Annotated in this window: 1 pseudogene; it reads right to left on the bottom strand. The window is 46.4% G+C overall.

Annotated elements, in window-relative coordinates:
- Positions 1-22 precede the first annotated feature (22 nt).
- Positions 23-524 (bottom strand): annotated as a pseudogene (locus tag R7R24_RS30280) (mannitol-1-phosphate 5-dehydrogenase); the annotation flags it as partial.

The raw sequence follows: 524 nt of genomic DNA, 5'->3' as shown, positions 1-524 counted from the left end.
AGCAGAGCTCCCCCTGAGTCAATCAAAGCTGGTTGTAAAGTGTCTCGATTTGAGCCACTTCAACACTGTCTTCAGCCAGACCTGTGTATTTTGCTAGCGTTTTTGTCACGCCAACCTCTTTTAATGAGGTCTGTAGCTCAACCGCTTGCGGATCGGTGTCGTTGGTGTATTTCAACGCCGCCGCGATCCCTTTCAAAAGTGTTTGATTTTCAGTGCCATACTCAATTGTACCGAGTAATGGCTTCACTAATCTATCATTTGCACCCAATTTACGAATTGGTTGTCGTCCAACGCGATCCACTTCATCCACTAAATATGGGTTGGCGAAGCGACCTAAAATCTTTTCGATGTAGGCATTGTGCATGTCGCGGTCGAAGCCGTAACGACGAATCAACACTTCGCCACTTTCCTGCATCGCTTGTTTTACTTCGGCATGAATATTTGGGTCTTCAATCGCTTCACGAATGGTGCGATGGCCTTTCAAACAGCCTAAATAAGCGGTAATGCAGTGACCTGTGTTTAGG

The organism is Vibrio sp. 704 (assembly GCF_033339295.1).
The sequence above is the reverse complement of the archived record's forward strand: the minus strand, read 5'-3'. Positions and strand labels throughout refer to the sequence as shown.